General features: G+C 70.2%; 28 protein-coding genes. 21 read left to right on the top strand and 7 right to left on the bottom strand.

Features of this window, described 5'->3' with window-relative positions; genetic code table 11:
- Nucleotides 1-50: 50 nt before the first annotated feature.
- Nucleotides 51-275, top strand: a complete 225-nt coding sequence (gene rpmE / locus Adu01nite_RS02430) for a 50S ribosomal protein L31 (RefSeq protein WP_203724545.1) — start codon at nucleotides 51-53, stop codon at nucleotides 273-275.
- Between the two features lie 67 nt (nucleotides 276-342).
- A complete protein-coding gene (gene prfA, locus Adu01nite_RS02425; protein ID WP_203724544.1) occupies nucleotides 343-1,434 on the top strand; it encodes a peptide chain release factor 1 in 1,092 nt (363 codons plus the stop codon).
- Here the strand turns inward: prfA and Adu01nite_RS02420 are convergent.
- From Adu01nite_RS02420 to Adu01nite_RS02410, 3 genes are read right to left on the bottom strand one after another with little or no spacing between them, the layout of a single operon-like run.
- Entirely contained in the window at nucleotides 1,418-2,743 is a 1,326-nt protein-coding gene (locus Adu01nite_RS02420; protein ID WP_203724543.1) for an outer membrane protein assembly factor BamB family protein, read from the bottom strand. The genes prfA and Adu01nite_RS02420 overlap by 17 nt on opposite strands.
- Complete coding sequence (locus tag Adu01nite_RS02415) at nucleotides 2,743-4,059, bottom strand: outer membrane protein assembly factor BamB family protein (protein WP_203724542.1); 1,317 nt, start codon at nucleotides 4,057-4,059, stop codon at nucleotides 2,743-2,745. The genes Adu01nite_RS02420 and Adu01nite_RS02415 overlap by 1 nt, the downstream gene beginning before the upstream one ends.
- Nucleotides 4,056-5,561: a GGDEF domain-containing protein gene (locus tag Adu01nite_RS02410; protein ID WP_203724541.1), complete on the bottom strand. Its 1,506-nt coding sequence runs from the start codon at nucleotides 5,559-5,561 to the stop codon at nucleotides 4,056-4,058. Before Adu01nite_RS02410 ends, Adu01nite_RS02415 begins: the two co-directional genes overlap by 4 nt.
- Before the next feature lie 82 nt (nucleotides 5,562-5,643).
- Between Adu01nite_RS02410 and prmC the strand changes: the two genes are divergently transcribed.
- From prmC to Adu01nite_RS02390, 4 genes are read left to right on the top strand one after another with little or no spacing between them, the layout of a single operon-like run.
- Entirely contained in the window at nucleotides 5,644-6,507 is an 864-nt protein-coding gene (gene prmC, locus Adu01nite_RS02405) for a peptide chain release factor N(5)-glutamine methyltransferase (protein WP_379131146.1), read from the top strand.
- Nucleotides 6,508-6,544: 37 nt separating this feature from the next.
- Complete coding sequence (locus Adu01nite_RS02400; RefSeq protein WP_203724642.1) at nucleotides 6,545-7,189, top strand: L-threonylcarbamoyladenylate synthase; 645 nt, start codon at nucleotides 6,545-6,547, stop codon at nucleotides 7,187-7,189.
- A 1-nt stretch (nucleotide 7,190) separates the two neighbouring features.
- Nucleotides 7,191-7,784: an arsenate reductase/protein-tyrosine-phosphatase family protein gene (locus Adu01nite_RS02395; RefSeq protein ID WP_203724539.1), complete on the top strand. Its 594-nt coding sequence runs from the start codon at nucleotides 7,191-7,193 to the stop codon at nucleotides 7,782-7,784.
- Nucleotides 7,781-8,746, top strand: coding sequence for an L-threonylcarbamoyladenylate synthase (locus Adu01nite_RS02390; RefSeq protein WP_203724538.1), 966 nt, complete (start codon nucleotides 7,781-7,783; stop codon nucleotides 8,744-8,746). Before Adu01nite_RS02395 ends, Adu01nite_RS02390 begins: the two co-directional genes overlap by 4 nt.
- Here the strand turns inward: Adu01nite_RS02390 and Adu01nite_RS02385 are convergent.
- Complete coding sequence (locus Adu01nite_RS02385) at nucleotides 8,739-10,193, bottom strand: SDR family oxidoreductase (RefSeq protein ID WP_203724537.1); 1,455 nt, start codon at nucleotides 10,191-10,193, stop codon at nucleotides 8,739-8,741. The two genes, Adu01nite_RS02390 and Adu01nite_RS02385, sit on opposite strands and share 8 nt — an antisense overlap.
- Nucleotides 10,194-10,281: 88 nt before the next feature.
- Here Adu01nite_RS02385 and glyA point away from each other — a divergent pair, with 88 nt between their 5' ends.
- From glyA to Adu01nite_RS02320, 13 genes are all read left to right on the top strand, one after another.
- The gene (glyA, locus tag Adu01nite_RS02380; protein ID WP_203724536.1) at nucleotides 10,282-11,571 is read left to right on the top strand and encodes a serine hydroxymethyltransferase; all 1,290 of its coding nucleotides are present in this window, start codon (nucleotides 10,282-10,284) and stop codon (nucleotides 11,569-11,571) included.
- Nucleotides 11,572-11,720: 149 nt separating this feature from the next.
- Nucleotides 11,721-12,131 (top strand): hypothetical protein, encoded by a 411-nt coding sequence (locus Adu01nite_RS02375; RefSeq protein ID WP_203724535.1) that lies wholly within the window; start codon nucleotides 11,721-11,723, stop codon nucleotides 12,129-12,131.
- Between the two features lie 282 nt (nucleotides 12,132-12,413).
- Nucleotides 12,414-12,575 (top strand): AtpZ/AtpI family protein, encoded by a 162-nt coding sequence (locus Adu01nite_RS02370; protein ID WP_239132076.1) that lies wholly within the window; start codon nucleotides 12,414-12,416, stop codon nucleotides 12,573-12,575.
- A gap of 15 nt (nucleotides 12,576-12,590) precedes the next feature.
- Nucleotides 12,591-13,385 (top strand): F0F1 ATP synthase subunit A, encoded by a 795-nt coding sequence (atpB, locus tag Adu01nite_RS02365; RefSeq protein WP_203724533.1) that lies wholly within the window; start codon nucleotides 12,591-12,593, stop codon nucleotides 13,383-13,385.
- 68 nt (nucleotides 13,386-13,453) lie between these two features.
- Nucleotides 13,454-13,675, top strand: a complete 222-nt coding sequence (locus tag Adu01nite_RS02360) for an ATP synthase subunit C-like protein (RefSeq protein WP_203724532.1) — start codon at nucleotides 13,454-13,456, stop codon at nucleotides 13,673-13,675.
- Between the two features lie 30 nt (nucleotides 13,676-13,705).
- A complete protein-coding gene (locus Adu01nite_RS02355) occupies nucleotides 13,706-14,272 on the top strand; it encodes a F0F1 ATP synthase subunit B (protein WP_203724531.1) in 567 nt (188 codons plus the stop codon).
- Complete coding sequence (locus tag Adu01nite_RS02350; RefSeq protein WP_203724530.1) at nucleotides 14,272-15,093, top strand: F0F1 ATP synthase subunit delta; 822 nt, start codon at nucleotides 14,272-14,274, stop codon at nucleotides 15,091-15,093. The genes Adu01nite_RS02355 and Adu01nite_RS02350 overlap by 1 nt, the downstream gene beginning before the upstream one ends.
- Nucleotides 15,094-15,182: 89 nt before the next feature.
- The gene (atpA, locus tag Adu01nite_RS02345) at nucleotides 15,183-16,829 is read left to right on the top strand and encodes a F0F1 ATP synthase subunit alpha (RefSeq protein ID WP_203724529.1); all 1,647 of its coding nucleotides are present in this window, start codon (nucleotides 15,183-15,185) and stop codon (nucleotides 16,827-16,829) included.
- A gap of 2 nt (nucleotides 16,830-16,831) precedes the next feature.
- On the top strand, nucleotides 16,832-17,758 hold the full coding sequence (locus Adu01nite_RS02340; protein ID WP_203724528.1) for a F0F1 ATP synthase subunit gamma: 927 nt from the start codon (nucleotides 16,832-16,834) through the stop codon (nucleotides 17,756-17,758).
- Complete coding sequence (gene atpD / locus Adu01nite_RS02335) at nucleotides 17,758-19,200, top strand: F0F1 ATP synthase subunit beta (RefSeq protein WP_203724527.1); 1,443 nt, start codon at nucleotides 17,758-17,760, stop codon at nucleotides 19,198-19,200. Before Adu01nite_RS02340 ends, atpD begins: the two co-directional genes overlap by 1 nt.
- A 168-nt stretch (nucleotides 19,201-19,368) precedes the next feature.
- On the top strand, nucleotides 19,369-20,463 hold the full coding sequence (locus Adu01nite_RS02330; protein WP_203724641.1) for an LCP family protein: 1,095 nt from the start codon (nucleotides 19,369-19,371) through the stop codon (nucleotides 20,461-20,463).
- A 97-nt stretch (nucleotides 20,464-20,560) separates the two neighbouring features.
- Nucleotides 20,561-20,842 carry a F0F1 ATP synthase subunit epsilon gene (locus Adu01nite_RS02325; protein WP_184955250.1) on the top strand — a complete coding sequence of 94 codons (282 nt, stop codon included), beginning with the start codon at nucleotides 20,561-20,563 and terminating at the stop codon, nucleotides 20,840-20,842.
- A 7-nt stretch (nucleotides 20,843-20,849) separates the two neighbouring features.
- Complete coding sequence (locus Adu01nite_RS02320; protein WP_203724526.1) at nucleotides 20,850-21,320, top strand: DUF2550 domain-containing protein; 471 nt, start codon at nucleotides 20,850-20,852, stop codon at nucleotides 21,318-21,320.
- On the opposite strand, the gene Adu01nite_RS02315 is transcribed toward Adu01nite_RS02320, so the two are convergent.
- Complete coding sequence (locus Adu01nite_RS02315) at nucleotides 21,317-21,694, bottom strand: VOC family protein (protein WP_203724525.1); 378 nt, start codon at nucleotides 21,692-21,694, stop codon at nucleotides 21,317-21,319. The two genes, Adu01nite_RS02320 and Adu01nite_RS02315, sit on opposite strands and share 4 nt — an antisense overlap.
- Nucleotides 21,694-22,266 (bottom strand): cob(I)yrinic acid a,c-diamide adenosyltransferase, encoded by a 573-nt coding sequence (locus tag Adu01nite_RS02310; protein ID WP_203724524.1) that lies wholly within the window; start codon nucleotides 22,264-22,266, stop codon nucleotides 21,694-21,696. The genes Adu01nite_RS02315 and Adu01nite_RS02310 overlap by 1 nt, the downstream gene beginning before the upstream one ends.
- A 42-nt stretch (nucleotides 22,267-22,308) precedes the next feature.
- Here Adu01nite_RS02310 and murA point away from each other — a divergent pair, with 42 nt between their 5' ends.
- Nucleotides 22,309-23,595 carry a UDP-N-acetylglucosamine 1-carboxyvinyltransferase gene (gene murA / locus Adu01nite_RS02305; RefSeq protein ID WP_203724523.1) on the top strand — a complete coding sequence of 429 codons (1,287 nt, stop codon included), beginning with the start codon at nucleotides 22,309-22,311 and terminating at the stop codon, nucleotides 23,593-23,595.
- A gap of 4 nt (nucleotides 23,596-23,599) precedes the next feature.
- On the opposite strand, the gene Adu01nite_RS02300 is transcribed toward murA, so the two are convergent.
- Nucleotides 23,600-23,953 carry a hypothetical protein gene (locus tag Adu01nite_RS02300; protein ID WP_203724522.1) on the bottom strand — a complete coding sequence of 118 codons (354 nt, stop codon included), beginning with the start codon at nucleotides 23,951-23,953 and terminating at the stop codon, nucleotides 23,600-23,602.
- Nucleotides 23,954-24,089: 136 nt separating this feature from the next.
- Between Adu01nite_RS02300 and Adu01nite_RS02295 the strand changes: the two genes are divergently transcribed.
- A complete protein-coding gene (locus Adu01nite_RS02295) occupies nucleotides 24,090-24,938 on the top strand; it encodes a 3-hydroxyacyl-CoA dehydrogenase family protein (RefSeq protein WP_203724521.1) in 849 nt (282 codons plus the stop codon).
- Nucleotides 24,939-24,994 lie beyond the last annotated feature (56 nt).

The following is a 24,994-nucleotide window of genomic DNA, read 5'->3' as shown; positions in this document are numbered from 1 at the left end:
CGGTGCAGACAGCGACCCGGCGACCGTTTTATCGAGAGGGACCGAGAAAAATGAAGAACGGCATCCACCCGGAGTACACGGCCACCGAGGTCATCTGCTCCTGCGGCAGCACCTTCACGACCCGTAGCACCGCCAAGTCCGACGAGATCCGCGTCGAGACCTGCAGCGCCTGCCACCCGTTCTACACCGGCAAGCAGCGCGTCCTGGACACCGCGGGCCGGGTTGCGAAGTTCCAGGCCAAGTACGCCAAGGTGAACGCGGCCAAGAAGAAGTAACTGCTTCAACGGCGCCCGCACCCCGATCCACGGGGGCGGGCGCCGTTCGTATCTGGGGGAAATAACTGTGAGCAACGACCGGCTCAGCTCGCTTCTCGAGGAGTACGCGGACCTGGAGAAGCAGATGGAGGACCCCTCCATCCACGCCGACCAGGCCCTCGTGCGCCGGGTCGGCCGGCGTTTCGCGGAGCTTGCCCCGATCTATGCGGCCAACGCCGAGCTGGAGGCGGCCCGGGGCGACCTGGCCGCGGCCAGGGAGCTCGCGGCCGAGGACTCGGCGTTCGCCGGCGAGGTGGAGGCGGTCGCGGCCACCCTGGCGCCGCTGGAGGAGAAGCTCGGCGAGATGCTCATCCCGCGCGACCCCAACGACGCCAAGGACGTGATCGTCGAGATCAAGGCGGGCGAGGGCGGCCAGGAGTCGGCGCTGTTCGCGGGCGACCTGCTGCGGATGTACACCCGCTACGCCGAGCGGCACGGCTGGGTCGTCGAGGTGATCGACTCGCAGGAGTCGGACCTGGGCGGCGTCAAGGACATCTCGGTGGCGGTCAAGACCAAGGGCGTGCCCCAGGGCGGCCACGGCGTCTGGTCCCGGCTCAAGTGGGAGGGCGGCGTGCACCGGGTGCAGCGCGTGCCGATCACCGAGTCGCAGGGCCGCATCCACACCTCGGCGGCCGGCGTGCTGGTGCTGCCCGAGGCCGAGGACGTCGAGGTGCAGATCGAGCCGAACGACCTGCGGATCGACGTGTTCCGCTCGTCCGGCCCGGGTGGCCAGTCGGTCAACACCACCGACTCGGCCGTGCGGATCACCCACCTGCCTACCGGCACCGTGGTGAGCTGCCAGAACGAGAAGAGCCAGCTGCAGAACAAGGAGTCGGCGCTGCGCATCCTGCGGTCGCGGCTGCTGGCGCTGGCTCAGGAGGAGGCCAACGCGGCGGCCTCCGACTCGCGTAAGGCCCAGGTGCGTACGGTGGACCGCTCCGAGCGGATCCGTACCTACAACTTCCCGCAGAACCGGATCACCGACCACCGGATCGGCTACACCGCCTACAACCTCGACCTGGTGCTCGGCGGGGAGCTGGACGGGGTGCTCGACGCGCTCGGCGAGGCGGACCGGCAGGCCCGGCTGGCCGGCGACACGGAGATCAGCCGACGGCCGTGATCTCCAGCGCGCCGCCGCGCACGCAGGCCAGGTAACCGTCGGCGGTGGTGCAGATGTCCTCGGTTGTGATGGCCGGGACGGTGCCGAGCTTGTGCTCGGTGCCGTCGGCCAGGTCGACCGTGACGACCGCGAGCCGGCCCGGCGGTTCGGCGGCCGGGCGCAGGAACGTCGGCGTGCCGGCCTGGCCCTGCCGGGTCACCAGCCGGCCCACGATCGGCCCGTGGACGGTCTGCCCGGAACTCGGCTCGACCAGGAAGTTGTCGCCGGTCGCCAGGTCGCCGGTGACGACCATCCGGTTGGGGCCGACCATGGTCATGTCGCGCATCCCGGGCAGCTGCCACGTCTGCCGGCCGGTTTGCGGGTCGTGTCCGATGATCACGCCGTCCCCGATCGCGCACACCATCTCGCCGCACTCGGTGAGGTAGGCGGTCTGTTGCGTGGTGTGCCAGAGCGCGCGCAGGTCGTCCGGGCGGTAGACGGTGGTCTCGGTGCCGGCCTCCCGGTCGCGCATCACCACCAGGTTGCCGCCGGCCGACATCAGCGCGGTGTAGCGCTGTCCGGTGTCCGTGTCGGGGAGGCGGAGGCTGCGCCGCGGCTTCCCGGTCGCGTAGTCGTAGACGGTGACCAGGCCGTCCGGCGTCACCGTGGCGATCGCGACCGGCCGGTCGCCGTCCAGGATCGGGGTCCACGACTGCGCCGGTGGGATCGAGCGGTTCCAGATGTCGGTGCCGTCGGCCGCTCGGACGAGCCGCAGACGGATGGTCCGGGCATTGTCCTCGTCCTCGGAGATCAGCAGCGGGCCGGCGTTTCCGTAGCTGGTGGCCTGCCCGCTGGTCCGCCACCGCTCGTCGCCGGTGGTGGCGTCGAGCGCGATGGTGGTGCGGATCGTCATGAAGAAGTGCAGCGAGCCGTCCGGCTGCTCCAGCGTGATCACCTTCGGGTCGGCCGGCACCAGCACCAGGTCGCCGAGCGGCTGCGGCCCGGTGGCGCCGAAGTCGCCACTGAGGTCGGCGCCGGCCGGCACGTTCCAGCGCAGTTCCCCGGTGGTCAGGTTGTAGGCCGAGACCTTGTCGTCCAGCCGGGACAGGTAGGCGGTGTCGGCGGACAGCGACCAGGACTCGCCGGACCGCAGCGGCGTCGACCACAACGGGTGGACGCCGGCCGGAGGCGGGTGGGCCGAGCCGCCGAGTGCGAGCAGCCCGGCCGCGGCCAGTACGGCGAGTGCCGCCCGGCGCAGCCGCGGGATGTTGACCGGCATCGGCGGGGTGACCGCGTCCTCGGTCACCTCGCCCAACTCGATGGTCGTCATCAGCCGACCGCCGTCACGACGAACTCGTTGCCCTGGAAGCAACCGAGGTAGTGGCGTACCGACTGACAGCGGTTCACCACCAGGTTGTCGACCGCGCCGAGCAGGTCGCGGCGCCCGGTGGCCAGGTCCCATCGGGTGATCGAGGTGTGGCCGGCCGGCTCGCGGGTGGCCCGCAGCACCAGCACGGCCTCGCCGGGCTCGGTGGTCCAGACCGTTTCGCCGGCCCCGGCCTCGCCGACCGGCAGCCCGGTGTCCGCGTCGAACAGCTGCTGCCCGACGCCGGGCACGTCGGCCACCACCCGGTCCGGGCCGGCCGCCCAGCTGCTGCCGAGGCCGACCCGCTGCCAGCGCATCTCGCCGGTGGCCGGGTCGTACGCGGTGAGCCGGTCCTCGTCCTCGAAACACACGCTCGTGCCGCAGGGGAACGCGTACCCGCGCGGGGTGCCGATCTGCCAGGCCTCGTCGAGCGTGCCGAGGTGGTAGACGGTCAGGTCGGCGTCGTTCTGACGGGCCCGGTTCACCACCAGATATTCCCCGGCCGGTGCAACGTCGTTGAACTCGCCCTGCTGCGGGTCGGGGGTCCGCCACGGGATACGCGCGCCGGCCAGCAGGGTGCCGTCGGCGAACCGGATCACCTTGACCACCCCGGCCCGGCTGACCGTGATGATCCGGTCGGCCCGTTCGCCGGTGAGCTCGAACGCCAGCGACTCGACGTCCGGGGTCTCCCGGCTCCAGATCGCGCGGGGCGGGACCGCGTCGATGCCGATCAGCCGCAGCCGGGCGTAGACGCCGTCGCCGGAGTAGTCGACCATCAGGGCCGTCCGGTCGCTGATCAGCATCGGCTCGCCCGGCGCCGTCCACCGGGTCGCGCCGGTGTCGATGTCCAGCGCCGTGGTGCCCTTGGTGAAGGCGGCGTAGCGGAGGTCGTCGACCTGGGCCGGCTCCGGGTCGGTGGGCAGCAGGATCAGGCCGGCCTGCTCGGCCAGCTGGGTGTAGCCGAGCGTGCCGTCGATCGACGTCTCCCACCGGATCGCGCCGGTGGCCAGGTCGTAGGCGGTGAGGTGGGACTGGCCGGCCCGGGAGCGCTGAAGGTAGGCGGTGTCGGTGCCGAGCGTGGTGCCGTCCGACTCGGCGACCGGCACCCGCCACAGCGGATGGATGGTGGGGACGGCGCCGGGCGCCGACGCGGCCACGCCGAACAGGCAGAGCAGCAGGCTGAGGATGGTCACCGACCGGCGAGCCAGGTGAGAGCCGAACTCGGTGGGCGGCCCGGGGTCGGGCCTCGAGTCGATCTCACCGAGCTCGATCGTGGTCATCTCGTAGGCGTGCGATTCGCGGCCGCGGCGGCTAACGCCGCACTCAGTGTTCGCCCGTTGGTGCCCACCTCGGACCAGCCCGCCGCCAGGCCGATCGGGGTGCCTGGCACCAGGACCTGCCAATTCTCCGCGCTGGTGGCGGCCGTGATCCGGCGGGACACCTCGGCCGCCTGCGCGGCCCCGGCCCCCGGCAGCACCAGCACGAACTCGTCGCCGGCGAAGCGGGCCACGAAGTCCCCGCGGCGCATCACCCGGTTGAGTACCCCGGCGATCCGCTGCAGCACCAGGTCGCCGCAGTGCCGGCCGTGCCGCACGTTGACCGCGGTGAAGCCGACCAGGTCGCAGACGCCGATCGCGGCCCGCTCGCCGCGCTCCAGCATGGCGCCGACGTAGCGCTCCAGCTGGCGGCGGTTGGGCAGGCCGGTGAGCGGGTCGTTGAGGGTCTCGTCGCCGTACCGGTCGGCGTCGCGGCCGGTCTCCTGGGCGTCCAGCCGGGCCGCGACCCCGTCCAGGTAGCCGTCGCGCAGGCGGTCGATGCGCTGGACGGCGAGGCGGAAGGCGTAGCGGTCGGCGGCGTGCGCGGCCTCGTGGTCGCCGGCCGCGGCGTGGCAGATGCTGCGCAGCCGGGCCGGCTCGGCGGCGCCGAGGATCTCGGCGGCGACCGGCACCGCGTCCAGCATGGCCAGTGCCTGTTGCGGGCGGCCGGCCGCGATGCTCAGGCAGACCTGGCCGAGGTGGCTGAGGTCGCGGGTGCGGATGCTGTCGCCGCCGCCGGTCAGCCACCGCACGGCGTTGGCCTCGGTCTCCTCGCCGAGGGCGGCCCGGCGGGCGAGCGCGTAGCCGTACGCGGCGCGGCTGCCGGGGCGCATCTGGTCGGCGCCGATCGCGACGTAACGGGTCAGCTCGGCGTCGATGTCCCGCAGCACGCGCAGGCAGCCGTCGGTGTCGCCCTGGTGATCGAGGGAGACCGCGTTGCGCAGCCGGATGCCGGGCGCCGCGAAGATCTCCGGGGCCAGCCCGACCGCGGCGCCGACCTGCCGGGCCTGCTCGATGGCGGTGAGCGCGTGGCCGTGGAAGCCGAGATAGGAGTAGGCCATCGCGAGGTCGTGCCAGCCCCAGGCGGTCTCCCTGTCGTTTTCCCGCACCGCGGCCAGCGCCCGGGACGCCTGCACCAGGTGGGTGACGCCACGGTCCAGATTGCTCTGCAGGTGCGCGCCGAGCGCCGCGAACGCGTGCATCTGGCCGCGCAGGTAGGGGTCCGGGATCTCACGGACCGCGTTGGCGGCCACCGTCATCGCGGTGGACAGCTCGGCGATCCGGCCCAGGTTGATCAGTGCGCCGAAACGCTGGATCAGTGCATACGCCCTGGTGTTGGGGTCGATGGCGGTCGCGAGCACCTTGTCGAGGATGGGCAGTGCCTCAGCGGACCGCCCGTTCTGTTGCAGGTGGCCGGCACGCTTCAGCTCCTCGACGTTTTCAGGGAGCTGGTCCAACCAACTCACCGGGCGCCTCCCACCGGGGTGCCGCGCGTCGATGCACCGACCCGGCCGGTCGGCGTCGCACGTGACGTTTGATGATTATGCCGTGGACCCGGACAACGAACACCCCTGCCGACCTTTGGTATCGAAAGCACTGACCGATGCGACGGCCGTGCTCGCCGCGGCGGGTGTCGAGTCGCCCCGCGTCGATGCCGAGTGGCTCGCCGCCCACGTGCTGGAGATTTCCCGGGGCCGGCTGCTGCTCGTCGACGCGATGCGCCCGGATGAGCTGCACCGATTCACCACGCTGGTCGCCGAGCGGGCCCGCCGGATCCCGCTGCAGCACCTGCTCGGCACGGCCGCGTTCCGCCACCTGGAGCTGTCGGTCGGCGACGGCGTCTTCATCCCGCGTCCGGAGACCGAGCTCCTGGCCGGGTGGGGCATCGACCGGACGGCACCGGGCGCCGTCGTGGTCGACCTGTGCAGCGGGACCGGTGCCATCGCTCTCTCGGTGGCCGACGAGAGCAAAGCCGCCGAGGTGTACGCCGTGGAACGGTCCCCGGTCGCGCTGTCCTTCCTGCGCCGCAACGCGGCCGCCTTCCCGGCCGTGCGGGTGGTCGAGGGCGACGTCACCGATCCGGCCCTGCTCGCCGCCCTCGCCGGCCGGGTGGACGTGCTGCTCTGCAATCCGCCCTACGTTCCGGAGGGCACGCCGGTGCCGCCCGAGGTCGCCGACCACGATCCGGCCGAGGCGGTTTTCGGCGGCGCCGACGGCCTGTCGGTGATCCGACCGGTCATCGCGCTGGCCGCGACGCTGCTGAAATCCGGGGGACATGTCGGAATTGAGCATGATGATGTGCACGGCGACGCCGTTCCCGAACTCCTCCGTGCGGACGGTCGATTCACCGAGGTGGCCGCGCATCCCGACCTGACCGGCCGGCCGCGCTTCGCGACGGCGAGGTTGGGCTGATCGGTATCGGCTGACGCATGGCAGACTGCACGGTGTGATGCTCTACGACTGCCGTACCACCGCGGACCGCGATCGCGGCATCGCCGCCGCCGTCGAGGCGGTCAAGAGTGGCGAGCTCGCGGTGATGCCCACCGATACGGTCTACGGCATCGGCGCGGACGCGTTCACCCCGCACGCGATCACCGCGCTGCACCACGCCCGCAGTGTCACCAACCAGGTGCCCCCGCCGGTGCTGGTCGGCTCCCGGCACACCCTCGACGGCCTGGTCTATTCGCTGCCGCGAGCGGCCCGCGAGCTGGCCGACGCGTTCTGGCCGGGCGCGCTCACCCTCTACGTCGAGCATTCGCCGAGCCTGCAGTGGGACCTGGGCGACACCGGCGGCCGGATCGCGGTGCGGATGCCGTTGCACCCGGTCGCGCTCGAGGTGCTGCGCGAGGTCGGCCCGATGGCGGTGACCACCGCCAACAAGGTCGGTCAGCCCGCGCCGACGACCGCCGAGGAGGCGCGCGACCAGTTGGAGTACGCGGTGCGCGTCTATCTGGAGGCGGGCCCGGCGCACGATCCGGCGCCGAGCACGATCGTCGACGTGACCGGGGACGTGCCCCGGGTGCTGCGGGCCGGCGCGATCCCGTTCGAGAAGCTGCGCGACGTGGTCCCCGAGCTCCTCGCGCCGGAGGCCTGAGATGGCCCCCTTCACCGTTCTGCACGTCTGCATGGGCAACATCTGCCGCTCGCCGATGGCCGAGCGGCTGCTGGCCCGGGCCGTGCGGGACCGGGCCGGCGAGGACGGCGACCAGTTGCTGCGCAGCGTCAGCGCGGGCACCGGTGGCTGGCACGAGGGCGAGGAGATGAACCCGCCCGCTGCCCGGTTGGTGCGCGCCCGCGGCGGCTCGACCACCGGCTTCGAGGCCCGCAAGCTGCGCGGTGACTTCATCGACGAGGCCGACCTGATCTTCACGGCCACCGCCGACCAGTACGACTACGTGGTGGCGCTGCGCCCGGATGCCGCCGACCGCACCTTCGTGATGGGGGAGTTCGGCCGGCTGCTCGCCGCGGTCGACCGGTCCGCCCTGCCGCCGGGCGAGGGCAAACCCGACTCGGTGCACGCCCGCGGTGCCGCCATCGTCGAGGCGGTCGGTGCGTTGCGCGCCGCCGACGGCCCGCAGCCCGGCGACGACCTCGACGACCCGTGGGGCCGCGGCGACCAGACGTTCCAGCGCATCGGCGACGAGATCGAGGACACCACGGTCCCGTTCGCCACGCTTCTCCTGTCGTGAGCGGAGCTGTCGCCACCGGCCGGATCGTCCAACCTGATGCGGCCGGGATCGCCGAGGCGGTCGCGCTGCTGCGCGCCGAGTCGGTGGTCGCCTTCCCCACCGAGACGGTCTACGGGCTGGGCGCCGACGCGTTCTCGCACCGGGCGGTCGGCGAGATCTACCGCCTGAAGAACCGCCCGTCCTGGAACCCGCTCATCGTGCACGTGGCCACCGTCGCCGCCGCCCGTGAACTGGCGGCGGACTGGCCGGAAAACGCCGACGAACTCGCCGCGGCGTTCTGGCCGGGGCCGCTGACCCTGGTGGTGCGCCGGGCCCGGCACCTGACCGGGGTGGGCGCCGACGACGACACGATCGCCGTCCGGATCCCGGCGCACGACGTGGCGCTGCGCCTGCTCGCCGCGAGCGGGCTGCCGCTGGCCGCGCCGAGCGCGAACCGCTCCGAGGGCATCTCGCCGACCACCGCCGCGCACGTGCTGCGCAGCCTCCCGGACGTGCCGCTGGTGCTGGACGGCGGCCCGAGCTCGTGGGGCATCGAGTCGACCGTGCTCGACCTGACCACGCCGGTGCCCACGTTGCTGCGGCCGGGCGCCCTGGCGCTGCGGGCGCTGCGCGACGTGACCGGCGCGATCGCCCTGCGCGACGCGGAGACCGCCGACGGCGCCGCCCGGCCGTCGCCCGGGATGAGCAAGCGGCACTACGCGCCGCGGGCGACGCTGATCCTGGCCAAGGACGTGCGCGACGTCGAGGTGACCGGTCCGGCCGGCGTCCTGACCTACGAGGGCGCGGCCACCGAGGGCGCCGAGATCCTCTCGGCCGATCCCCGCGAGTACGCCGCCGACCTGTACGCCGCCCTGCACCGCCTGGACGACGCCGGCGTCACCACCATCCTGGTGCAGGAGCCGCCGCCGACCGAGGAATGGCTGGCTGTCCGCGACCGCCTCGGCCGGGCCGCGACTAGATAGACGTCTCGGCGCCCTGCGCGATGTTGCGGGCCATGCCCTTGAAGACGATGCCGTGGAAGGGCAGCACCGACGCCCAGTAGGCGTGCCCGGCCAGCCCACGCGGCAGGAAGACCGCCCGCTGCCGATAGACGCTCCGGCCGTCGCCGTCCGCGCTCGCCGTCATCTCCAGCCACGCCCGCCCCGGCACCCGCATCTCGGCGCGCAGCCGGAGCAGCGAACCCGGCACGATCTCCTCGACCCGCCACCAGTCCAGGGCCTCGCCGACCCGCAGCCGGTGCCGGTCGCGCCGGCCGCGGCGCAGGCCGACCCCGCCGACCAGCCTGTCCAGCCAGCCGCGGACCGACCAGGCGAGCGGGAACGAGTACCAGCCGTTCTCGCCGCCGACCCCCTCGATGACCCGCCACAGCGACTCGACCGGGGCGTGCACCTCCTGGCAGCGCTCGTCGACGTAGACGGTGCCGCCGGACCAGTCCGGGTCGCTGGGCAGCGGCTCGGCCGCCGAGTCCCGGCCGGCCGCGCTCGACCAGCGGGTCTCCACGTCGGCGTTGCGGACCTTGCAGAGCGCGAAGCGGACCGCCTCGTCGAAGCCGATCGTCTCGTCGCCCGGCGCGTACTCGGCGATGTCGTTCTCGCCGGCCACCGCCTCGTGCACGAGGCTGGCCACCAGCGGGCGGGCGATCGCGTTCGGCACCGGCGTGACCAGGCCGACCCAGAACGCCGACAGCCACGGGCTGAGCACCCGGGTCGGCACGATGATCCGGCGGCGCAGGCCGGCCACCTTCGCGTAGCGGGTCATCATGTCGGCGTAGGTGAGCACGTCCGCGCCGCCGATGTCGAAGGCCCGGTTCACCTCGGCCGGCATGGTCGCCGCCGCGATCAGGTAGCGCAGCACGTCGCGGACCGCGATCGGCTGGATCCGGTTGCTGACCCAGCGCGGGGTGACCATGGCCGGCAGCCGCTCGGTGAGGTAGCGGAGCATCTCGAACGACGCCGAGCCGGACCCGATGATCACCGGGGCGCGCAGCACCGCGGTCGGCACCCCGCTGCCGAGCAGGATGTTCGCCACCTCGGTGCGGGAGCGCAGGTGCGCCGAGGCGTGCTCGCCGGGCGGTGGCTCGGGGCCACCCAGGTAGACGATCCGCCGCACGCCGGCCGCCCGGCAGGCGGCCGCGAAGTTCTCGGCGGCCCGCCGGTCGAGCTCCTCGAAGTCGCGCCGGCCCAGCGAGTGGACCAGGAAGTAGGCGACCTCGATGCCGTCCAGCGCGGCCCGCAGCGAGGACGGGTCGGTCAGGTCGCCCTGGGCGATCTCGACCCGGTCGGCCCATGGGGCGTCCCGCAGCCGGGCCGCCGAGCGCGAAAGACAGCGCACGTCGTGGCCCGCGGCGAGCAGCCGGGGGGCCAGCCGGCCGCCGATATAACCGGTCGCGCCGGTCACCAAGCACCGCATAACCGAAGTGTGCCCGCAGCAGGCAGGGTTTACGCCATATGCTCGATTCCGGCAGCGTTGCCGCTCGGCCGCAACCGGGGGAGGGCACGTGGACACCTTCTGGGGTCCGGACTTCGCGTGGCTCGAACGCGACGATCCGGAGATCGCCCATGTCCTCCTCGACGAGCTCGACCGCCAGCGTGGCGGCCTGCAGCTGATCGCGAGCGAGAACTTCACCTCACCGTCCGTGCTGGCCGCGCTCGGCTCGACGCTCAACGACAAGTACGCCGAGGGCTATCCGGGCCGGCGCTACTACGGCGGGTGCGGTCAGGTGGACCGGGCCGAGGAACTCGCGGTCGACCGGGCCATGCGGCTCTTCGGGGCCGAGCACGCCAACGTGCAGCCGCACTCGGGGGCCTCGGCCAACCTGGCGGCGTTCGCGGCGCTGTCCGAGCCGGGCGACACGGTGCTGGCCATGGAGCTGCCGCACGGCGGGCACCTCACCCACGGCAGCCGGGCCAACTTCTCCGGGAAGTGGTTCCATCCGATCGGCTACCGGGTCGACCCGGACACCGAGGAGATCGACTACGACGAGGTCCGCGATCTCGCGCTGGCGCACCGGCCCAAGGTGATCATCTGTGGCGCCACCGCTTACCCGCGGCTGATCGACTTCGCGCTGTTCCGGGAGATCGCCGACGAGGTCGACGCCTACCTGATGGTCGACGCCGCGCACTTCATCGGGCTGGTGGCCGGGGGTGCGGTGCCGTCCCCGGTGCCGCACGCCGACGTGGTCACCTGCACCACCCACAAGGTGCTGCGCGGCCCGCGCGGCGGCATGATCCTCTGCCGCGAGGAGCTGGCCCAGCGGGTCGACAAGGCGGTCTTCCCGTTCAGCCAGGGCGGCCCGATGATGCACGCCATCGCGGCCAAGGCGGTCGCCCTGCGCGAGGCGTCCGGTTCCGCCTTCCAGGGGTACGCCCGGCAGGTCGTCCGCAATGCCCGGACGCTGGCCGCGGGCCTGTCCGACGAGGGGATGCGGCCGGTCACCGGCGGCACCGACACCCACCTGGTCGTGGCTGACCTGCGCGATCTACAGGTCACCGGGGTCGAGGCCGAGGCGCGCTGCGACCTGGCCCGGATCACGCTGAACAAGAGCGCGATCCCGTTCGATCCGCAGCGGCCGGCCGTGGCGTCCGGCATCCGGGTCGGATCCCCGTGCGTGACCACGCAGGGCATGCGGGAAGCTGAGATGCGGCGGGTGGCCGAGCTGATCGGCGCCGCGGTGCGCAGCGACCCGGACTCGGCGGTCGGCGCGGGCCGGCTCGCCGATGTGGCCGACGAGGTGCTGGAGCTGGTCCGGCGGTACCCGGCCTATGCCCAACAGGAAGTGATGGCTTGACGAAATCTCCAGGAACGGGCGCCTCCGCAGCTAGCGGCCCCGAGGTTGCTCCGTCAGCCGAGCGGAGCTCGGGGAGCGGCCCCGATTCGGCGATGACGTTTCCGGGCGTACCGAAACAAGGTTTTGATACGGCTGATGATGATCGGCCGTTGCCGGATCTCCCGCCGTTACCGGCCGATCCGCGCTGGAAGGTGGCGCACCTGCCGTTCCTGAGCGCGGTGTCGGCGGCGCTGATCCTGTGTGCCGCATCGGCCGGATACGTCGCCGGCGGGGGCGCGTCGGCGCTGGGTGCGGCGCTCGGCGTGCTGATCGTGACGGTGAGTTACACGATGTCCACGCTGGTGATCGCATGGGCGGACACCGTGCGGCCGGCCCTGCTCATGCCGCTCGCGCTGTTCACCTACGTGCTGAAGTACGGCGCCCTCGGCGTGGTGCTGGCCTACGGCGTTTCCACCGACTGGTCGGGTAAGACGGCCCTGGGCATGGGAATCGTGGCCGGGGTAATGGTGTGGACGGCCGTGCAGGTGTGGTGGTTCACCAAGATCCGTCCCCCGAAGTGATCTATCGCACCCCGTTTTACCTCGGCGAATGCCCCGATCATGGTTTGTTGACCACGAAACGGTGACGTTGGCGCAGGTGGCGTGTCCGGTTATGGCGAGGGGGGAGTACCGTGTTGTTCCAGTTGCGTGACCCCTGACGCCTGGACAACCTCGGTTGTGCGGGGGGTCCCGCTTAGCCTCGTGTTACCTCCTGATATCGTTCGGGCCGTCATGGCCGGTCAGGAACCCCCCAAGAAACCTCCCGAGGGAGACGGTCCGCCTACCCCAGATATGGGAATGGGCATGACCGCTCTTTCGTACCTCATTGCGGGCATGTTGGTGTGGGGTGGGATCGGTTGGCTGGTTGACCACTGGGTCGGTACCACCGGCATCTTCGCCGGAATTGGCGCGGTTGTCGGTACCGGCGCCGGTATCTACCTCATCGTGCGCCGTCTTGGCGCCTGACAGGAAAGGGCTACGGTGACCGGTCAGTCGATCGTCCTCGCAGCGGATGTTCCGTTCCCGCCGAGCGTCGAGGACTTCTACCTGCCCAGCATCCTGCCGTGGGGCGAGCACAACAACTACTGGTTCACCAAAGTCACCTTTCTGGTTTGGCTGACGGTCGCCATCCTGATCATTTTCTTCCTGGCGGCATACCGGAAGCCTCAGCTGGTGCCGACCAAGAAGCAGTGGCTCGCGGAAAGCATCTACGGCTTCGTGCGGAACAACATCTCGGTCGAGATGATCGGTCCGCGCGGCGTCGCATTCGCGCCATACCTGACGACGTTGTTCTGTTTCATCTTCCTGAACAACCTCTGGGGAATCGTCCCGCTGGCGCAGATCTCGCCGAACTCGCACATCGCCTTCCCGGCGGTCCTCGCGGCGATCAGTTACATCATGTTCATCTACGTCGGCATCCGGCACCACGGTTTCGCGAAGTACATCAAGACGGCCCTCGTGCCGCCCGCGCCGTGGTTCATCCTGCCGCTGCTGGTGCCGATCGAGTTCTTCTCGAACTTCCTGATCCGGCCGTTCTCGCTCGCCGTCCGTCTTTTCGCCAACATGTTCGCCGGCCACGTACTGCTGCTGGTGTTCACGCTCGGCGGATTCGCGATGATCAGCGCCAACGCCTGGTTCGTTCCGTTCTCGCTCGTCTCGTGGGTGCTGACGATCGCCCTCACGTTCCTCGAGTTCCTGGTGATCGCTCTCCAGGCTTACGTCTTCACGGTGCTCACCGCGAGCTACGTCCAGGGCGCGCTCGCCGACGAGCACTGAGAGGTTTCAGAAACACCCTGTTTTGTCGTCCCGCGTGATCGCCACGCGAGATACCAGGAGGAATTTCAATGGACATCGCCGCTGTCAACGGCAGTCTTTCCGCCATCGGCTACGGCCTTGCTGCTATCGGCCCCGGCATCGGTGTTGGCCTGGTCTTCTCGGCCTACATCCAGTCGACGGCCCGCCAGCCGGAGTCGTCGCGCCTGACCCTGCCGTACGTCTGGATCGGCTTCGCCGTCATCGAGGCGCTTGCGCTGCTCGGCATCGCGTTCGGCTTCGTCTTCAAGTAAGCCGTCCCGTCAGCCTCGTTGGGAGGTCTCATGATCATCACTTCCACCGTGACGGTTCTAGCCGAAGCCGCTGAAGTCGAGCACAACCCGATCGTCCCGCTCTGGCAGGAGATCGTTCTCGGACTCATCGCCTTCGGGATCCTCTGCTTCGTGCTGATGAAGTTCGTCTTCCCGCAGATGGAGAAGACCTTCGCGGCGCGGGTCGACGCGATCGAGGGCGGCATCAAGCGCGCCGAGGCCGCTCAGGCCGAGGCCAATCAGCTGCTCGAGCAGTACCGTGCGCAGCTCGCCGAAGCCCGTACCGAAGCCGCTCGCATCCGCGACGAGGCCCGGGCCGACGCCGAGGGCATCCGGCAGGACGTCCTGGCCAAGGCTCGGGAGGAGTCCGACCGCATCATCGCGGCCGGGCAGGAACAGCTCGCCGCGCAGCGCGAAAGCATCGTGCGTGAGCTGCGGTCCGAGGTGGGCACGCTGGCGGTCGACCTGGCTGGCAAGATCGTCGGGGAGTCTCTCGCCGACGAGGCGCGCAGCCGTGGCACCGTCGAGCGGTTCATCGCCGAGCTCGACTCGGCCGGCACGACCGGCGGGCGGCGCTGATGGCATCGAGCGGAAGTCAGCAGGCCTACCACAAGGCCGTGGCGAAGCTCGAGTCCGAGACCGGCACGGCAACGGCCGCGCAGCTGGCCACGGTCGCCGACGAGATCCTCTCGGTGGCCGGCCTGCTGCGGGCCCAGCCCCGGCTGCGCCGGGCGCTGACCGACTTCTCGCGGTCCGGCACGGAGCGGGGCGAACTGCTCCGCTCGCTGCTGGCCGGCAAGCTGGCCGAGGTCACCGTCATCACCCTGACCGAGCTGGTCGGGGGCCGGTTCTCCCGGCCGTCCGAGCTGCTGGACGCGACCGAGCGCCTCGGCGTCGAGGTCGTTCTCCGGTCCGCGGAGAAGGCCGGCAGCCTCGCCGAGGTCGAGGACGAGCTGTTCCGCTTCGGGCAGATCGTCGGCGGCAGCGCCGAGCTGGCCGTCACGCTGAGTGACCCAGGTGCGCCGACCGGGCGCCGGGTTAAGCTCGTGGCGGACTTGCTGAAGGACAAGGCCCAGTCGGCGACGGTGCGGCTCGTCGAGGTTGCTCTCGAGGGTTTCGGTGGCCGGGGCTTCGATTCCTCGCTGACCCGGCTGATCGAGCTGACCGCCGCGAAGCGCGACCGCGAGGTCGCCTACGTGACGGTGGCCAAGCCGCTCACCGATGCCGACGAGCAGGCGCTCGCCGCCAAGCTGGCCGAGCTCTACGGACGGCCGGTCTCGCTGAAGGTCGATGTTGATCCGTCGATCATCGGTGGGGTCAGCGTCCAGGTCGGCGCCGATCTCTACGACGGAACGATCCTGCGGCGGCTCAACGCGGCCCGGCAGGCGTTCGCTAAATAGTTTTAGATCCCCTCGGTCCGCGGTGACGCTGAGATCGAGCAGGCCCCTCGGTGGCGGCGACGTCCCGAGCTAGACAGAGAAGGCAGAGGATGGCCGAGCTGACCATCTCCTCGGACGAGATCCGGGGGGCGCTAGAGCGCTACGTCTCGTCCTACACGCCCGACGTATCCCGCGAGGAGGTCGGCATCGTCTCCGATGCGGGCGACGGGATCGCGCACGTCGAGGGTCTGCCCTCGACCATGGCGAACGAACTGCTGGAATTCGCGGGCGGCACGCTGGGTGTCGCCCTGAACCTCGACGTCCGTGAGATCGGCGCCGTCATCCTCGGCGACTTCACCGGGATCGAGGAGGGCGGCCAGGTCAAGCGGACCGGCCGCGTTCTCTCGGTGCCGGTCGGCGACGCCTTCCTCGGTCGCGTGGTCGACCCGCTGGGCCGGCCGATCGACGACCGTGGCGAGATCGCCAACGAGGGCTTCCGCGAGCTCGAGCTGCAGGCGCCGAACGTCATGGCCCGGCAGCCGGTGAAGCAGCCGCTGCAGACCGGCATCAAGGCGATCGACGCCATGACGCCGATCGGCCGTGGCCAGCGTCAGCTGATCATCGGCGACCGCAAGACCGGTAAGACCACGGTCGCGATCGACACGATCATCAACCAGAAGGCCAACTGGGCTTCCGGCGACCCGGAGAAGCAGGTCCGCTGCATCTACGTGGCGATCGGCCAGAAGGCGACCACCATCGCCTCCATCCGGGGCACCCTCGAGGAGCAGGGCGCGCTGGAGTACACGACGATCGTCGCGGCTCCCGCCTCCGACCCGGCCGGCTTCAAGTACATCGCGCCGTACACCGGTTCGGCCATCGGCCAGCACTGGATGTACGCCGGCAAGCACGTCCTGATCGTCTTCGACGACCTGACCAAGCAGGCCGAGGCGTACCGCGCGGTGTCGCTGCTGCTGCGCCGCCCGCCGGGCCGTGAGGCCTACCCGGGCGACGTCTTCTACCTGCACTCCCGCCTGCTGGAGCGTTGCGCCAAGCTCTCCAACGAGCTGGGTGGCGGTTCGATGACGGGTCTGCCGATCATCGAGACCAAGGCCAACGACATCTCGGCCTACATCCCGACCAACGTCATCTCGATCACCGACGGCCAGATCTTCCTGGAGTCCGACCTGTTCGCCTCGGGTGTCCGCCCGGCGATCAACGTCGGCACCTCGGTGTCCCGGGTCGGCGGTTCGGCGCAGGTCAAGGCCATGCGCTCGGTCTCCGGCCGGCTCCGCCTCGACCTGGCCCAGTTCCGTGAGCTGGAGGCGTTCTCGGCCTTCGCCTCCGACCTGGACCGCGCGTCGCGGGCGCAGTTGGAGAAGGGCGTCCGCCTGGTCGAGCTGCTCAAGCAGCCGCAGTATTCGCCGTACTCGGTGGTCGACGAGGTCATCGTGATCTGGGCGGGTACGACCGGCCAGCTCGACGACATCGCGGTCGGCGACGTGCGTCGCTTCGAGGGCGAGATGCTGCAGTGGCTCAAGCGCCACCGCAGCGACACCTACACCGCGATCGAGTCGTCGAACCTGCTGAGCGACGACAACCTGGAGAGCCTGAAGTCCGGCCTGGACGAGTTCAAGGAGCTCTTCAAGCAGGGCGACACCGGCATCAAGCTCAACGAGCCGGAGGTCGCTGCGCTGGCCGACGGTCGCGAGACCCGCGAGACGGTTACTCGCGAGGTCCCGGCTTCGGACGAGAGCTAGACATGGCCGGTCAGGTACAGGCCCTCCGGCGGCGCATCCGCACCGTCCGGTCGACCAAGAAGATCGCCAAGGCGCAGGAGCTGGTCGCCACCAGCCGGATCGCCAAGGCCCAGGAGCGGGTGGCTGCCTCCAAGCCCTACGCGGAGGCGATCACCGAGGTCCTGACCGCACTGGCGTCGAACGCGTCCATCGACAACCCGCTGCTGGTCCCGCGTGAGCGGGTCCGGCGCGCGGGCGTCCTGCTGATCACCAGCGACCGCGGCCTGGCCGGCGCCTACAACGCCAACGCCATCCGCACCGCCGAGCAGCTGATCCAGCGGCTCAAGGCGGACGGCAAGGAAGCGGTGCTGTACGTGGTCGGGCGCAAGGGCGTCGGCTACTACCGGTTCCGTAACCGGCCGGTCGAGGCCAGCTGGACCGGGTTCTCCGAGCGTCCGTCGTTCACGGACGCGAAGAAGATCGGTGACGCCCTGCTGGAAGCGTTCATCGCCGGCGCGAACGACACCGACGCGCACTACGGCCCGGACGGTATTCAGGGCGTCGACGAGCTGCACATCGTCAGCACCCAGTTCAAGTCGCTCATGACCCAGAGCGCCGAGGCGCACTTCCTGGCCCCGATGCAGGTCGAGGAGCGCGAGGTCGAAGGACTCCGCCCGGCGTACGAGTTCGAGCCGGACGCCGACGAGCTGCTCGACGCACTGCTGCCGAAGTACCTCAACACGCGGATCTACGCGGCGTTGCTGTCCTCGGCGGCCAGTGAGTCGGCATCGCGCCGGCGGGCGATGAAGAGCGCGTCGGACAACGCGGACGACCTGCTCAAGCGGTACACGCGCGAGATGAACTCCGCGCGGCAGGCTGCGATCACCCAGGAAATCAGTGAGATCGTCGGCGGCGCCAACGCGCTGGCCGCGGCGGGAAGTGATGTGTGATGACTGCTGTTGCTGAGCCCACCAAGGCGGAGACCGGCGTCGGCCGTGTCGTCCGGGTCATCGGCCCGGTCGTCGACGCCGAGTTCCCCCGTGACGCGATGCCCGACATCTACAACGCGCTGCACGTGTCGGTGACCCTTTCCGAGGGCACCAAGACGCTGACCCTCGAGGTTGCCCAGCACCTGGGTAACAACGTGATCCGCGGCATCTCGATGCAGCCGACCGACGGCCTGGTCCGGGGCGCCGAGGTCACCGACACCGGCGCGCCGATCTCGGTGCCCGTCGGCGACGTGACCAAGGGCCACGTGTTCAACGCCCTCGGCGAGGTACTGAACGCCGACCCGTCGACCCTGGACATCCAGGAGCGCTGGTCGATCCACCGCAAGCCGCCGGCGTTCGCCGACCTCGAGCCGAAGACCGAGATGCTGGAGACCGGCATCAAGGTGCTCGACCTGCTCGCGCCGTACGTGCGTGGTGGGAAGATCGGCCTGTTCGGCGGTGCCGGCGTGGGCAAGACGGTGCTCATCCAGGAGATGATCATCCGCGTTGCCCGTAACTTCGGTGGTACCTCGGTGTTCGCCGGCGTGGGTGAGCGCACCCGCGAGGGCAACGACCTCATCCTGGAGATGGAGGAGGGTGGCGTTCTCGACAAGACCGCCCTCGTCTTCGGCCAGATGGACGAGCCGCCGGGCACCCGTCTCCGGGTCGCCCTGTCCGCGCTGACCATGGCGGAGTACTTCCGGGACGTCCAGAACCAGGAGGTGCTGCTCTTCATCGACAACATCTTCCGGTTCACCCAGGCCGGTTCCGAGGTCTCCACGCTGCTCGGCCGCATGCCGTCGGCCGTGGGTTACCAGCCCACGCTGGCCGACGAGATGGGCGAGCTGCAGGAGCGGATCACCTCGGTCCGGGGCAAGGCGATCACCTCGCTGCAGGCGATCTACGTGCCCGCCGACGACTACACCGACCCGGCGCCGGCCACCACGTTCGCCCACCTGGACGCGACGACCAACCTCGAGCGGTCGATCTCGGACAAGGGCATCTACCCCGCCGTGGACCCGCTGGCCTCCAGCTCGCGGATCCTGGCGCCGGAGTACGTGGGCGCCGAGCACTACACGGTCGCCCGTGAGGTGCAGCGCATCCTGCAGAAGTACAAGGACCTGCAGGACATCATCGCCATCCTCGGTATGGACGAGCTCTCCGAAGAGGACAAGGTCACGGTGCAGCGGGCTCGCCGCATCGAGCGCTTCCTCTCGCAGAACACGTACGCCGCCGAGCAGTTCACCGGCGTTCCCGGCTCGACGGTCCCGCTGAAGGAGACCATCGAGGCGTTCAAGAAGATCAGCGAGGGCGAGTACGACCACTTCCCCGAGCAGGCCTTCTTCATGTGCGGTGGCCTCGAGGACCTCGAGAAGAACGCGCACGAGCTGATGAAGGGCTGATTGCCCGCAGCTTCACGTGAGCCGCGTCCACCGCTCGGTGGGCGCGGTTCACGCGTTTCCCCGGCTGTTCCAGCGCCGTTAGGGCTTTCGCGGCCTGGGTAGTCTGGCTCTGCCGCCTGTTGAACGTGGGGAGTCGATGTGGCCAAATCCGGCAACCGCCGCGCGCCGATGTGGGCCCGGCTGTGCGCGATCTTCGGCTGCGTCCTGATGGTCCTCAGTGGCGGCGCCCTCGTCACCGGCCAGGTCGTGCTCGCACGCTACGCGGGCGCGGTCGAGACCAAGGACCTGTTCGGCAACGAGACCGCGACCGGCACCCAGGAGAAGGTCTCCGACATCAAGGGCGCGCAGAACATCCTGCTCGTCGGCATCGACCCGCGGACCGACACGCAGACCCCGCTCTCCGACTCGATCATCGTGGTGCACATCCCGGCGGACATGAAGCAGGCGTTCCTCTTCTCCGTCCCGCGCGACCTGGTGGTCGACATCCCGTCGTTCGACAAGACCGGGTTCCGCGGCGGCCGGTCGAAGATCAATGCGGCGATGGGCTACGGCAGCGCGATCGGCGGCGGCAAGCACGACCCGGTGCAGGGCTTCGACCTGCTCGCCAAGACGGTCGAGCAGCTCACCGGGATCAAGGAGTTCGACGCCGGCGCGATCATCAACTTCGGCGGCTTCAAGAAGATCGTGGACGCCATGGACGGCGTCACCATGAAGATCGACCAGAACGTGAAGTCGGAGCACCTCCAGCCGAACGGCAAGCCCCGCCCGCGGTACGCGCGGTGTGCCGACAACACCTGCGACCACCCCTATTACGGCCCGCAGGCGGAGTACAAGGTGGGCACCTACCACCTGCAGGGCTGGCAGGCACTCGACTACGTGCGGCAGCGCTACGGCCTACCGAAGAGCGACTACGACCGGCAGCGGCACCAGCAGCAGTTCATCAAGGCGATGGCGTCGCAGGCGCTCAGCAAGGACGTCATCAGCAACCCGGCCAAGCTCGACAAGGTGCTCAAGGCGGCCGGGGACGCGCTGATCTTCGACGGCAACGGCCACGGTGTGGTCGACTGGGGGTTCGCGCTGAAGAACGTCCGCTCCGACGACATGACGTCGATCAAGCTGCCCGGCCGGTCGTTGATCGTGAACGGGAAATATCAGGGCGAGGCGCTGGACGACAGCGCGGCCGAGTTCTTCCGGGCGGTCAGCGAGGACCGGGTGCCGACCTTCCTGTTCGCGCACCCGGAGTACATCAACAAGAACACCTAGCGTAGGGGTGTGGCGGTCGCCACCCGCTATCACCGAGCGCAAGCCCGGCGTTTAGACTTCACCCATTCGGTAGTACAAGCACAGGCAGGGAGACAGCGTGGCCAACCAGCTGCCCGTCAAGGTCGTAGCCGTCGAGGAGCGGATCTGGTCCGGCGAGGCCGAGATGCTCGTGGCCCGGACCACCGAGGGTGAGATCGGTGTGCTGCCCGGCCACTCGCCGCTCCTGGGCCTGCTGAAGGAGCCCTCGCAGGTGCGGGTCAAGCTCGCCGGTGGCGAGCAGCTGACCTACGACGTGAGCGGTGGCTTCCTCTCCATCGACGCGGACGGCGTGACCGTCCTCGCCGAGAGCGCCACCCCCGCCACTCCCGAGTCCCACTGACACCGCGATGCGGATTCTGGAAGTCCTCGGAATCTGCATCGTCGCGTTCTTCGTGCTGCTGTTCGTGATCTTCTTCCGCCTCCGGCTGTTCATGGTCGGGGGCGGAACCATTCGGTTGCAGGTCCGGGTCTCGACGATGATGCCCGGCCGCGGCTGGTCCACCGGCGTCGGTCAGTTCGTCGGCGACGAGCTGCGCTTCCACCGGATGTTCAGCCTCGCGTTCCGCCCTAAGCGGGTGCTCGACCGCACGGTCCTGGTGGTCGAGGAACGCCGCCGGCCCGAGGGGCCGGAGCGGCTCACGATGCCCGCGCAGTGGATCGTCCTGCGCTGTTCCAACGGCGACGCCGGCCAGATCGAGATCGCGATGGCCGAATCCACCGTCACCGGCTTCAGTTCCTGGCTCGAGGCGGCACCGCCCGGCCAGCCGGGCAGTGTCAGCCCCCGCCCCACGATCCAGCCCCGGCCGATCGAGCACTAGACCTGCAGCTCTACCTCGTAACCCCAGTTGTCCTCAAAATAGGCGGCATAGGACTCGGGGCCGCCGGCGTGCGGGTGCCGATCGGCGAAGAGCAGCGACCAGCCGTGCTCCGGCGCCTCGCGGGTCAGTCGATCCACCTCGTCCTGGCTGCCCACCGCGAACGCGACGTGGTTGAGGCCGGGCGCGAGCCGGTCGTGCACGTCGCCGGAGAGGGCCGGCGACTGCTCCAGCACCAGGTAGACCTCGCCGTGCTTCCAGGACCGGCCGCCCGGCCAGTCCTGGAAGATCGTCCAGCCCAGCTCGGTCAGCAGCCAGCCCCACGGCCCGGACGAGCCCTCCAGGTCCGGCACCCACAGCTCGACATGGTGCAGCATCAGTTCGCCCCGCCCGGGACCCACTTCACGTCGCCGCCGGGGTTGGCCACCCGGGACAGGATGAAGAGCAGGTCGGAGAGGCGGTTCAGGTATTTGGCCGGCAGCTCGCTGGTCCGCTCGGGATCGTCGGCGATCAGCGACCAGGCGGCCCGCTCGGCCCGCCGGGACACCGTGCGCGCCACGTGCAGCAGCGCCGCCCCCGGGGTTCCGCCCGGCAGGATGAAACTGTCGAGCGCCGCCAGCCGCTCGTTGAACTCGTCGCACCAGCCCTCGAGCCGGGTCACGTAGTCCTCGGTGATCCGCAGCGGCGGGTAGGGCGGGTTCTCGGCGAGCGGGTTGCACAGGTCGGCGCCGACGTCGAAGAGATCGTTCTGCACGGCGGTGAGCACCGTCCGGACGTCTTCGGGCAGGTCACCGAGGGCCAGCGCCACCCCCAGCGCGGCGTTGCACTCATCGGTGTCCGCGTACGCCACGATGCGCGGATCGGTCTTCGCGACGACCTCGTTGTTGCCCAGGCGGGTCTCGCCGGCGTCGCCGGTGCGGGTGTAGATACGGGTGAGGTGTACGGCCATAGGGACACCCTACGGACGCGGCGGTAGGCGGCGGCCCATACCATGGCCCGCGTGGATGTGATCAGGGTTAAGGGCGGCGCGCAACTCACCGGTGACGTACATGTCGGTGGCGCGAAGAACTCGGCGCTCAAGCTGATGGCCGTCGCGCTGCTGGCCGAGGGCCGCAGCGTGGTGGAGAACGTACCCCGGATCACCGACATCGCGATCATGGCCGAGGTGCTGCGCCGGCTGGGCTGTCAGGTCACCCTGGACGGTGGCCGGGCGATCATCGACGTGCCCGCCGAGCCGGGCAGCGAGGCCGACTACGACCTGGTCCGGCGACTGCGCGCGTCGATCTGCGTGCTGGGCCCGCTGCTGGCCCGCCGCGGCTACGTGCGGGTCGCCCTCCCCGGCGGCGACATGATCGGCTCCCGCGGCCTCGACATGCACTTCTCCGGCCTGACCCGGATGGGCGCCGAGATCTCCGGCGAGCACGGCTTCGTCATCGCGTCGGCTCCGGGCGGCCTGCGCGGCAGCAAGATCTGGCTGGACTTCCCGAGCGTGGGCGCCACCGAGAACTTGCTGATGGCGGCGGTCCTGGCCAAGGGCGTCACCGAGATCGACAACGCGGCCCGCGAGCCGGAGATCGTCGACATCTGCGACATGCTCACCGCGATGGGCGCCCGGATCGACGGCGCCGGCACGTCGACGCTGACCGTCGAGGGCGTGCCGGAGCTGGCACCGGTAACCCACACCACGGTCGGCGATCGCATCGTCGGCGGCACCTGGGCCTTCGCCGCCGCGATGACCCGCGGCGACGTCACGGTGCAGGGGGTTCGGCCGGAATACCTGGACATCGCGCTGGACAAGCTGGTCACGGCGGGTGCGACGGTCACCCCCGGGGACAACAAGTTTCGGGTACGCATGGAGCAGCGCCCCCGTGCGGTCGACATCGTGACGCTGCCCTATCCGGGCTTCGCCACCGACCTGCTGCCGATGGCGATCGGGCTGGCGGCGGTGGCCGAGGGGTCGTCGCTGATCACCGAGAACATCTTCGACGGCCGCTTCATGTTCGTGAACGAGATGGTCCGGCTCGGTGCCGACATCCGCACCGACGGCCACCACGCGGTGGTGAACGGGCGGGAGCGGCTCTCCGGGGCGCCGGTGCGGGCCACCGACATCCGGGCCGGGGCCGGGCTGGTCATCGCCGGGCTGTGCGCGGACGGGGTGACCGAGGTCGGCGAGGTGCACCACATCGACCGCGGCTACCCGGACTTCGTCTCCGACCTGGCCAAGCTCGGCGTCGAGGTGGAGCGGGCGGACGTGCCCGAGCCGACCTACGACTTCTGAGTTCCTACAACGCGGGTGACCCGCCGACCAGTCGGCGGGCCTCCTCGACCTCTTCCACGAAGACCAGCACGGCCATGTGGCCCTCGCGGTCGACCGCCTGGGTGGCGCGGATGCCGGCGTCGCCGAGCAGTCGCTGGATCTCGTCGGCCAGGTCCGCGTCGTCGGTGACCGCGGCCGGGGAGAGCAGGCCGTAGTCGTCCGCGTCGAAGATGGCCAGGCCGTCCGCGTAGCGGTCGACGCCGTCCTCGCCGGCGAACGTCCAGTGCAGGCCCATCCGCCAGAAGACGGCGCCGAGGAAGCCCACGAGAGCAACGGCGATGAGTGGCCCGATGAGGTACCAGCCGCTGCCCGACGCCATGGGCACAGTCTCGCACCGTTGCGCTCCGCTTTCCGGTGATTTGACCCGATCGAGCAGGCGGGCTCGCCTAAGTTTCCGTTCAGTAGCAACGGTAGGGTGGGCCTCGAAAGTGGCGGTTCGGTGGAGGGAGAAACACATGGCGGGTCGACTCGCGGTCATCGGCTCCGGGCTGATGGGCTCCGGCATCGCGCAGGTCTCGGCGCAGGCCGGCTGGCAGGTCACCATGCGGGACGTCGATGACGCCGCGACCGACCGGGGCATGGCGGCCATCCGGGAGTCGCTGGATCGCTTCGTCAAGAAGGAGCGGATCACCCGGGAGGACGCGGAAGCGACCCTGGCCCGGATCACTCCCACCACCGAGCTGGAGGCCGCCGCCGACGCCGACGTGGTGGTCGAGGCGATCTACGAGAAGGTCGAGGCCAAGCACGAGGTCTTCCGGGCCCTCGACAAGATCTGCAAGCCCGGCGCGGTGCTCGGCACCAACACGTCGGCGATCCCGATCACCCAGATCGCCACGGTCACCGCGCGGCCCGAGTCGGTCGTCGGCATCCACTTCTTCTCGCCGGTCCCGATGATGAAGCTGGTCGAGCTGGTCCGCGGCTACCAGACCTCGGACGACACGCTCGCCAGTGCCCGCAACTTCGCCGAGGAGGTCGGCAAGACCTGCGTCGAGGTCAAGCGGGACGTGGCCGGCTTCGTCTCCAACCGGCTCTTCTCCGCCCTGCTGGTCGAGGCGATCAAGCTGGTCGAGTCGGGCGTGGTCTCGGCCGCCGACCTGGACACGGTGATGAAGCTCGGCTTCGGGCACGCCATGGGCCCGCTCGCCACCATCGACCTGACCGGCCTCGACGTGATGCTGAACGCGGCCGGCAACATCTACCGGGACACCGCGGACGAGAAGTTCTTCCCGCCGGAGCTGCTGCAGCGCATGGTCCAGGCCGGCGATCTGGGGCGAAAGACCGGTAAGGGTTTCTACACGTACTGACCGACTCGCGAAGGCGGCCGTCGGCGCGGTACCGTCTTGTCACGATTTTTCGTGGG

The organism is Paractinoplanes durhamensis (genome assembly GCF_016862175.1).
GTDB lineage: Bacteria > Actinomycetota > Actinomycetes > Mycobacteriales > Micromonosporaceae > Actinoplanes > Actinoplanes durhamensis.
The sequence above is the reverse complement of the archived record's forward strand: the minus strand, read 5'-3'. Positions and strand labels throughout refer to the sequence as shown.

Bases quoted from the DNA above. Each gene is read 5' to 3' on its own strand.
- rpmE (WP_203724545.1), top strand. From the start codon at position 51: ATGAAGAACGGCATCCACCCGGAGTACACGGCCACCGAGGTCATCTGC.
- Adu01nite_RS02420 (WP_203724543.1), bottom strand. From the start codon at position 2,743: ATGACGACCATCGAGTTGGGCGAGGTGACCGAGGACGCGGTCACCCCG.
- Adu01nite_RS02415 (WP_203724542.1), bottom strand. From the start codon at position 4,059: ATGACCACGATCGAGCTCGGTGAGATCGACTCGAGGCCCGACCCCGGG.
- Adu01nite_RS02400 (WP_203724642.1), top strand. From the start codon at position 6,545: ATGCTCTACGACTGCCGTACCACCGCGGACCGCGATCGCGGCATCGCC.
- Adu01nite_RS02395 (WP_203724539.1), top strand. From the start codon at position 7,191: ATGGCCCCCTTCACCGTTCTGCACGTCTGCATGGGCAACATCTGCCGC.
- Adu01nite_RS02385 (WP_203724537.1), bottom strand. From the start codon at position 10,193: ATGCGGTGCTTGGTGACCGGCGCGACCGGTTATATCGGCGGCCGGCTG.
- Adu01nite_RS02370 (WP_239132076.1), top strand. From the start codon at position 12,414: ATGACCGCTCTTTCGTACCTCATTGCGGGCATGTTGGTGTGGGGTGGG.
- Adu01nite_RS02360 (WP_203724532.1), top strand. From the start codon at position 13,454: ATGGACATCGCCGCTGTCAACGGCAGTCTTTCCGCCATCGGCTACGGC.
- Adu01nite_RS02355 (WP_203724531.1), top strand. From the start codon at position 13,706: ATGATCATCACTTCCACCGTGACGGTTCTAGCCGAAGCCGCTGAAGTC.
- Adu01nite_RS02350 (WP_203724530.1), top strand. From the start codon at position 14,272: ATGGCATCGAGCGGAAGTCAGCAGGCCTACCACAAGGCCGTGGCGAAG.
- atpA (WP_203724529.1), top strand. From the start codon at position 15,183: ATGGCCGAGCTGACCATCTCCTCGGACGAGATCCGGGGGGCGCTAGAG.
- Adu01nite_RS02340 (WP_203724528.1), top strand. From the start codon at position 16,832: ATGGCCGGTCAGGTACAGGCCCTCCGGCGGCGCATCCGCACCGTCCGG.
- atpD (WP_203724527.1), top strand. From the start codon at position 17,758: ATGACTGCTGTTGCTGAGCCCACCAAGGCGGAGACCGGCGTCGGCCGT.
- Adu01nite_RS02330 (WP_203724641.1), top strand. From the start codon at position 19,369: ATGTGGGCCCGGCTGTGCGCGATCTTCGGCTGCGTCCTGATGGTCCTC.
- Adu01nite_RS02320 (WP_203724526.1), top strand. From the start codon at position 20,850: ATGCGGATTCTGGAAGTCCTCGGAATCTGCATCGTCGCGTTCTTCGTG.
- Adu01nite_RS02315 (WP_203724525.1), bottom strand. From the start codon at position 21,694: ATGCTGCACCATGTCGAGCTGTGGGTGCCGGACCTGGAGGGCTCGTCC.
- Adu01nite_RS02310 (WP_203724524.1), bottom strand. From the start codon at position 22,266: ATGGCCGTACACCTCACCCGTATCTACACCCGCACCGGCGACGCCGGC.
- murA (WP_203724523.1), top strand. From the start codon at position 22,309: ATGGCCCGCGTGGATGTGATCAGGGTTAAGGGCGGCGCGCAACTCACC.
- Adu01nite_RS02300 (WP_203724522.1), bottom strand. From the start codon at position 23,953: ATGGCGTCGGGCAGCGGCTGGTACCTCATCGGGCCACTCATCGCCGTT.
- Adu01nite_RS02295 (WP_203724521.1), top strand. From the start codon at position 24,090: ATGGCGGGTCGACTCGCGGTCATCGGCTCCGGGCTGATGGGCTCCGGC.